Raw genomic sequence first — 7,088 nt, 5'->3', positions numbered from 1 at the left:
CGCTAGCGTAAATTTTCACTCGGATTAAATAAAACACAAGAGAACACCAAAGTCTGATAAAGTTAAAGGTGACTAAACCAAACTATAAAAGACAGAGGTGTTCTCCATGGTAAAAAGTATACAGTATTTTAACGAGGAATGTGTACCAGTTTTTGAAAGGCTTGAGGATGATTTTTTGAAAGATCCCTCAGATATCGCATCCTACATTACTAAGCTGACAGATGAGCTTCATAAGGCTGGTATAAGAATGATAGAGGAGACGCTTGGATATCTGGATCAGATGATCACAGAAAGTGAGATGAGAAAGCTTTCATGGGTGGTGGACAGACACGAGGCCAAGCAGCTTATAACATCCCTTGGTAGCGTTAATTACAACAAGACTTTGTTCAAAAACAAAGCAGAAGGAAAACGCTCTTATATCATAGATATGCTCATGGGGATGGATCCTCATGAAAGAATGACAGAGGACGCAGAAGCAAGGCTTTTAGAAGAAACAGTTCAGACTTCATATCGAAGAGGCGGAGAAAAAACAAGCATACTCGATTCTGTCAGTAAACAGACCGTGATGAAGAAAATACATGCATTGCAGTTTTCACCCGAAGATGAAGTGTTGGTAGATAAGAAATTCGTACAGTTCCTGTACATAGATGCTGACGAGGATCATGTATCGCTCCAGTTCAAGGAGAAAAAGGGTGATCTGATCAAAGGTGAAAATGGTTATAAGTATAACAGCATGATAGAAAAGCTAGTCTATGTCTATGAAGGTATTGAAAATGAATCCCCAAAGAGTAAGAGACATAGGCTTATCAATCCTCATTACTTTTGCTCTGACAGTACCAGTGAGACAAACGATGCCTTCTGGGAGCGCATCTACGCATATATAGATACACACTATGATATGAGTCGTATCGAAAAGATATACATAAATGGCGATGGTGGTGCATGGATTGAAGCTGGGAAGAAAAATGTTTCCGGAGTCATAGTGACAATGGATGAGTTTCATATGCAGAAGTACCTTGGAAAGATTACCAGCCATCTCCAGGATAGTCAGTGGGATGCTATTTCAGAACTCCGAAAGATCATCATGCAAAAGACTAAGAATGACTTTAATTCATACGTGGACATGATAAAGGAGTATCTTGAAGCCGGTGATAAAAAGCAGGCTTCGAGCATTGAAGAAGGAAGAAAATATATCCTTGATAACTGGATGCCATGCAAAGTCAGGCTGAGTAATAGAAGAAAACTACCAGGGTGTAGCGCTGAAGGACATGTGAGCCATGTTTTATCATCACGAATGAGCTCAAGGCCGATGGGATGGAGCAAGTGTGGAGCAGGAAAAATGGGAAGGCTCAGAGCATACTTCTACAACGGTGGAGATATGCTTGAACTAGCTAAGTTCCAAAGAGAAGAATTAAAAGATGCTGCAGGTTATGAGATGTCATATTTCTCACCTACAGAGGTAATGAAATCTGAAAAGAACAGACACTATGAGCTTGGGAAGTATATGGCTGCTATACAGGGAACGCTTCCATCAGAGATAAAGAAAAAACTATGCATCAATCATCACATCGCTGGATTATAAGGCATTGGAGATGCATTATTGAGCTTAGTCCTCTTGATCAACCGGAAAGCAGAGGAAATATGTATGTCAAGGGTGCAAAGCACCTCTAAGAGGCATGCCCTTGACATACATATTTTCCTCAGCTCAAAAACATACAAGAGGACTAAGCGTAGGGTTGCCATAAGGAAATCAAAAGCGTAATATAAAACCAATATTTCAAAAGCCTGATTTTTTATCAGAGCTTCTTTGGTGGATTCTAACCTTTTATTTCCGTAGGTAAATTTACGCGGCCATGTACCCTCGAAAAGGTTGACAGATAAAAATACAGGTAATATATTCAAGTTAGAGCATAAAATGTGCTTATCCATAATATTACAAAAAGAGGAGCTTTATGTTAAGCGTGGTGAATTAATTTCATTGCAATACGGCTACATGATATTGCAATGAGCACAGGATTCAATGAATCAATATTTGTGGGTTAGTGGTGTGTACCACTGGCTTATTAGATTACGCTTAATAATATTATGGTAAAGAAGCCGCATTTTATGAGGTTGTTTTTTGATATGTGTAAATTTAGAACCATGATATCTTTGCGTAAGATGTCATGGTTTTTCTTTTGCCAAAAAACAACACTAGCGCAGAATTACGAAGATGAAATCCTTTTTATGACGAAAGGGGGAATAAGAATGTTAGAAAACTTAATTATAAGAGCAGAAGAACCTGCTGATTACAAAAATACAGAACTGATGACCATGCGCAGCTTTTTCAATAAATACAGGCCGGCAGCAGATGAGCATTTTCTTGTGAGGATAATCAGAGAATCCGAAGATTATATTCCGGAAATAAGCAGGATTGCTGAATGGAACGGCCAAATTGTTGGAGCTGTTTACTACACAAAGGCATGGATAGTGGATGGTGATGTGACACATGAGATAGTCACCTTTGGCCCGCTGGCAGTGGAGCCCACCCTGGAGGGAAACGACATTGGCGGAGCGCTTATGCGTGAAACCATAAAGCTTGCCAAAGAGGCAGGTTATGGAGGAATCGCTTTGATAGGAGAGCCCAATTATTATCCGCGTTTTGGATTTGAGCGGGGTTCAAAGTATGGAATCACTGATGAACAGGGTAACAGCTTTGATGAATTAATGGTTCTTCCGTTAAATGCAGATTTTTCAAAGATCAAGGGAAAACTCATTGAGAGCAGGGACTTTGAAAAGCTTGAGGACAAGGAAAGACTTGCAAAGATCAATGAAGAGTTTCCCAAATATCGCGTAGTTAAAGTACAGGAAGATTTTATGCAGATATTTGAACAGCACCTTGGAGTGGTTGAGAAGATAGAGGATGACACATATATGGTTCGCTACTGGGAGCTTGTAATCCCTACAAAGCTTTCAGATGGCCTGGATAAAAAGCCGGAAGTAGGAAGTGATGTGCAGTTTATCTGGAATCATAAAGGTGAATCAAAGATCACAAAGGTGTTCAAAAATCTGCTTGAAGATTGAGAGGGAAAATGAACACAGAAAAGCAAATTGAATTCGATAAAATTAAAAATATATGGTCAGAGCTGGCATGCACTGACTATGCAAAGGAACAGATAAATAAGACGGAAATCATCTTAAATGAACGTGAGCTTAGAAAAGCAATCAAGGATACCACAGAGAGCCGCGTGATGATTGAAAAGTTGGGGAATCCGCCTCTTCAGAATGTTACAGAGATAAGAGATATTTTGACGATAGCTGATAAAGGAAAATGCCTTACACCCTATCAGCTTGAGAGAGTTGAAACGGCGCTGGTGGCTGTAGAGAGAATGATGGATTACCTTAGCCGCGGAAGGCAGTATGACAATTCACTTGCTTACTATGATGAAAACCTAAATCCTCTGTCCGAGCTTAAGGAAGAGATAGTAACGCAGATCAGAAATGAAGAGGTGGATGACAGAGCATCAAAGGAGCTTTACGAACTCAGAAACCGCATAGTTTCCATGGAAGAATCCATGAAGCAAAAGGCTGACCAGATAATCAGGAAAAACGCAGCCTACATGACTGATTCCTTCCATACCGTTAGGAATGGAAGAGTATGCGTTCCGGTAAAGAAGGAATATAAATCCAAGATTCCAGGTAGCGTTATAGGAAAATCTTCAACGGGAAGTACGCTTTTTGTAGAGCCGGAGGGCCTTTCAAGGTGCTATGAAGAACTTGAGCTCCTTCGCATAGACGAAGAGAATGAAGTATACAGAATACTTTATACTCTTACCGCTATGGTATCGGACTATGCCTCGATTATGGAAGAAAACGTTCAGATGATTGAAAAGTTGGATTATGTCTTCTCGAAGGGAAAACTCAGTATTGATCTTGACTGCATAGAACCTGAAATAAATTTGGATAGGCGAATCAAGCTCGTGAAGGCGAGACATCCACTTATGGATAAAGAGGTAAACGTGCCTCTTGATTTTACACTTGGAGATGGTGACATAAGAGGAATAGTGATCACAGGCCCCAACACCGGCGGAAAAACAGTTTCCATCAAGACCGTTATGCTAAGCTGTTATATGGCTCAGTGCGGATTGCACGTAGCATGCAAGGAAGCGGATATCTGCATGAACAGTAATTACCTCTCAGATATTGGCGATGGACAGAATCTTTCTGAGAACCTGTCGACCTTCTCCGCTCATATCAAGAACGTTCTTGATATCCTTGGAAAGGTGAACCATGAAAGTCTTGTTATCATGGACGAGCTGGGATCCGGCACAGATCCTGCAGAGGGCATGGGAATTGCAGTAGCTATACTTGAAGAGCTAAGAAAGAGTAATGCGAATTTCCTTGTAACAACCCACTATCCGGAAATTAAGGATTATGCCGCCAAAACAGAGCATATCATGAATGCAAGGATGGCTTTTGATAGGGAAACTCTGCGTCCCACCTATGAGATGGTAATCGGAGAAGCCGGGGACAGCTGTGCTTTTTACATTGCCGAAAGACTTGGAATGCCTGCTGAAATGCTCTCCGTTGCAGCAAAGGCTGCCTACGGCGATGCAGCCGCTAACGATTATAGCTTTTCAGATAAAAAGGAAACACGAAAGAGAAGCACCGGAAGTAAGATCGTCAAGGCAAAACAGATACATTCCACAGCAGAGCTGGAGCAGAAATTCAGCATCGGTGACAGTGTAATGGTCTATCCTGAAAAGAAGATAGGAATTGTATGCGAGCCCATAGATAAAAAGGGAATCTTACGAGTTCAGCTGCCAAACAAGAAAATCTACATAAACCACAAGAGAGTAAAGCTCCATGTAAAAGCAGACAAGCTGTACCCGGAGAACTACGATTTTTCAATCGTCTTTGATACAGTGCAGAACCGAAAGGCAAGACACGAAATGAGCCGAAAACTTACGGATAAAGTAATTATCTATGACCCAAATGACTAATAGTAATGGAGGGGGGGTAGATCCGCTTCGCTTAAATAAAAAGAACCGGTTTAAGTTAACCGGTTTCTTTTATATTTAAGCGTTAGACAGGGCTCGAAACTATAACTTCCTTTTTACAAAAGTGTTCCTAATATATGTATTACGCTCCTTTTTACACAACATATATAAGAAAAACTCTTAAGCCAAATTTATATACCTATTTCTCATGTAACTTCTCCGCAAGGTATATAAATTGAATATAATAATTTAATTTATATACTTTTTTATATTAATTTCCAGTAGCATTCACTCACATGTACTTTATTAAGCACAGAAAAAGTATATAAAAGACCATAATATTTCTATCTTATATACCTGCCTTACTCAGTGGTTTAAAAAAAAGGTATATAAATTCTATGTGTTTTTACATCTTATATACCTGTCTCACAAAGCACGTATAAAAACATGAATCATACGTGTCCTTTGTATAGGTAGTAGTTCAAAGTTCGAGATTTCTTTTTACAACAACACAAATGTAAAATGGGAAAGAAAGTAGCATCTATGGTTTCTGTTTGATAATCATGTCCAATCGCATCAAGCATTTCCGTTTTTTCGGAACCACACCAACATTTGTATTTTTCAATACCTTGCTCTGTGAATGTGGGTTCTTGAAATTCTATCTGCTTGAAGATATGTGGATGAAACTTGTAATAACCAACACCGCATATAACTATCGCTATTGTAATTCCAAGTAATATCTTAACAGCTTTATTCTTCATGAATCCCTCCTGTTCCTCATCCACAATTATACGTTCCTTCGCCAGAGGTGCCAACCCAAAGTGTTTTCCTATAGTGAATAATGAATTGTAATTTTCTTATAGTACTTTATGCATGCTGAAATTATACATTGCTATTTCTGGTTGCTAAACATTCATTTCCACAATTCATATTTGGGTTGTCATATGAATTGTGGATGCTTATAATAACATTATAATTAAAATTTGGTGGTGCGTATGAGTTATAAGACAACAGATGCTTTGATGAAGCATCTAAGGAATAATGGAGTAGCAATCGGTGGTACAAAACAGAAACGGCAACTTATAAACACCGGATACTATCACGGATATAAAGGATACAGATTCTTTGAGAATTCCTCTAAAAGACTTCCTTTTGTATCATATGATGAAGTTTATGCAACAATTCAATATGATTCTGAGTTGAAGGCCCTTCTTTATCCGAAGATGATGTACATAGAAACAGCAGTAAAGAACATAGCATTGGAAAGCATCTTGATTAAGGCTAATTCAGAATCCATTCAGGATATGTATGATAAAGTGGTAAGTAGTTATAATAATGCCCCCGCCAATGCCACTCCAGAAGAAAAGAAGAAGCTACAACAGAATAAGTTGAATCTTCAGAATTCTATACAGGCAAATCTGGCTAATGCATACAAAAAGAACAATCCTAAGATCACTCACTTTTACAACAACGTGGGATATTCTGATGTGCCAATATGGTCATTGTTTGAAATTATGACTATGGGCGATTTAGGATATTTGCTTTCTTGTCTGGTATACGATGTAAGAGATGATATTTCAAAGAGGTTGGGACTCAATGTTGCTGCAGATACCAATAGGCAACTTATATATAAATATATATATACATTAAAAGACTTAAGAAATGCTATTGCCCATAATGCTGTGGTTTTTGATACTCGTTTTAGGAATATTGAACCAACCAAGGCAATGAAACAATGTCTTATGCAAGAGATGGGATTGTCTTACATGAATTTTAAAACTATTGGTGACTATATTATTCTTATGGCTTATTACATGGTTTTATTGAACGTGCCTAGGACAGAAATCAAAGCTTTTCTTAGAGAATTTGAGAATATTACAGACAAATATAGGAATTCTGTAAATACAAATGTTTCTGCTATGGTAATTCACCCTGATCTTGGTAGCAGGATTTCTATGCTAAGGAATTATGTTCTAACCCATTGAATAAAACTTTTTGTTGATGTATACTTATAATACGAATTGGGGTATGTGTTTGCGGACACATACTTGAGAGGGTCGGAGTAATCTGATCCTCTTTTTTATTTGGATTCAATCAAAACCTGACCTA

At 38.5% G+C, this 7,088-nt stretch carries 5 protein-coding genes; 4 read left to right on the top strand and 1 reads right to left on the bottom strand.

Translation table 11 applies throughout. The features are described from left to right. Positions 1-106 precede the first annotated feature (106 nt). The 3 genes from G608_RS0112810 to G608_RS0112800 all read left to right on the top strand — a co-directional run bounded on the left by G608_RS0112810 (position 107) and on the right by G608_RS0112800 (position 4,982). Entirely contained in the window at positions 107-1,582 is a 1,476-nt protein-coding gene (locus G608_RS0112810; RefSeq protein ID WP_026496061.1) for an ISLre2 family transposase, read from the top strand. 665 nt (positions 1,583-2,247) lie between these two features. Then, the gene (locus tag G608_RS22550) at positions 2,248-3,063 is read left to right on the top strand and encodes a GNAT family N-acetyltransferase (protein WP_051209313.1); all 816 of its coding nucleotides are present in this window, start codon (positions 2,248-2,250) and stop codon (positions 3,061-3,063) included. 8 nt (positions 3,064-3,071) lie between these two features. Continuing rightward, on the top strand, positions 3,072-4,982 hold the full coding sequence (locus tag G608_RS0112800; protein ID WP_026496363.1) for an endonuclease MutS2: 1,911 nt from the start codon (positions 3,072-3,074) through the stop codon (positions 4,980-4,982). Between the two features lie 449 nt (positions 4,983-5,431). Here the strand turns inward: G608_RS0112800 and G608_RS0112795 are convergent, their stop codons facing one another. Further along, on the bottom strand, positions 5,432-5,764 hold the full coding sequence (locus tag G608_RS0112795; protein WP_207637694.1) for a hypothetical protein: 333 nt from the start codon (positions 5,762-5,764) through the stop codon (positions 5,432-5,434). A 210-nt stretch (positions 5,765-5,974) separates the two neighbouring features. Here G608_RS0112795 and G608_RS0112790 point away from each other — a divergent pair, with 210 nt between their 5' ends. Further along, complete coding sequence (locus G608_RS0112790; RefSeq protein WP_026496361.1) at positions 5,975-6,964, top strand: Abi family protein; 990 nt, start codon at positions 5,975-5,977, stop codon at positions 6,962-6,964. The last annotated feature ends 124 nt before the right edge of the window (positions 6,965-7,088 follow it).

Source organism: Butyrivibrio sp. WCD3002 (assembly GCF_000424265.1).
Lineage (GTDB): Bacteria > Bacillota > Clostridia > Lachnospirales > Lachnospiraceae > Butyrivibrio.
Note: the sequence above shows the minus strand (reverse complement) of the source record. Positions and strands in the feature narration are given on the sequence as shown.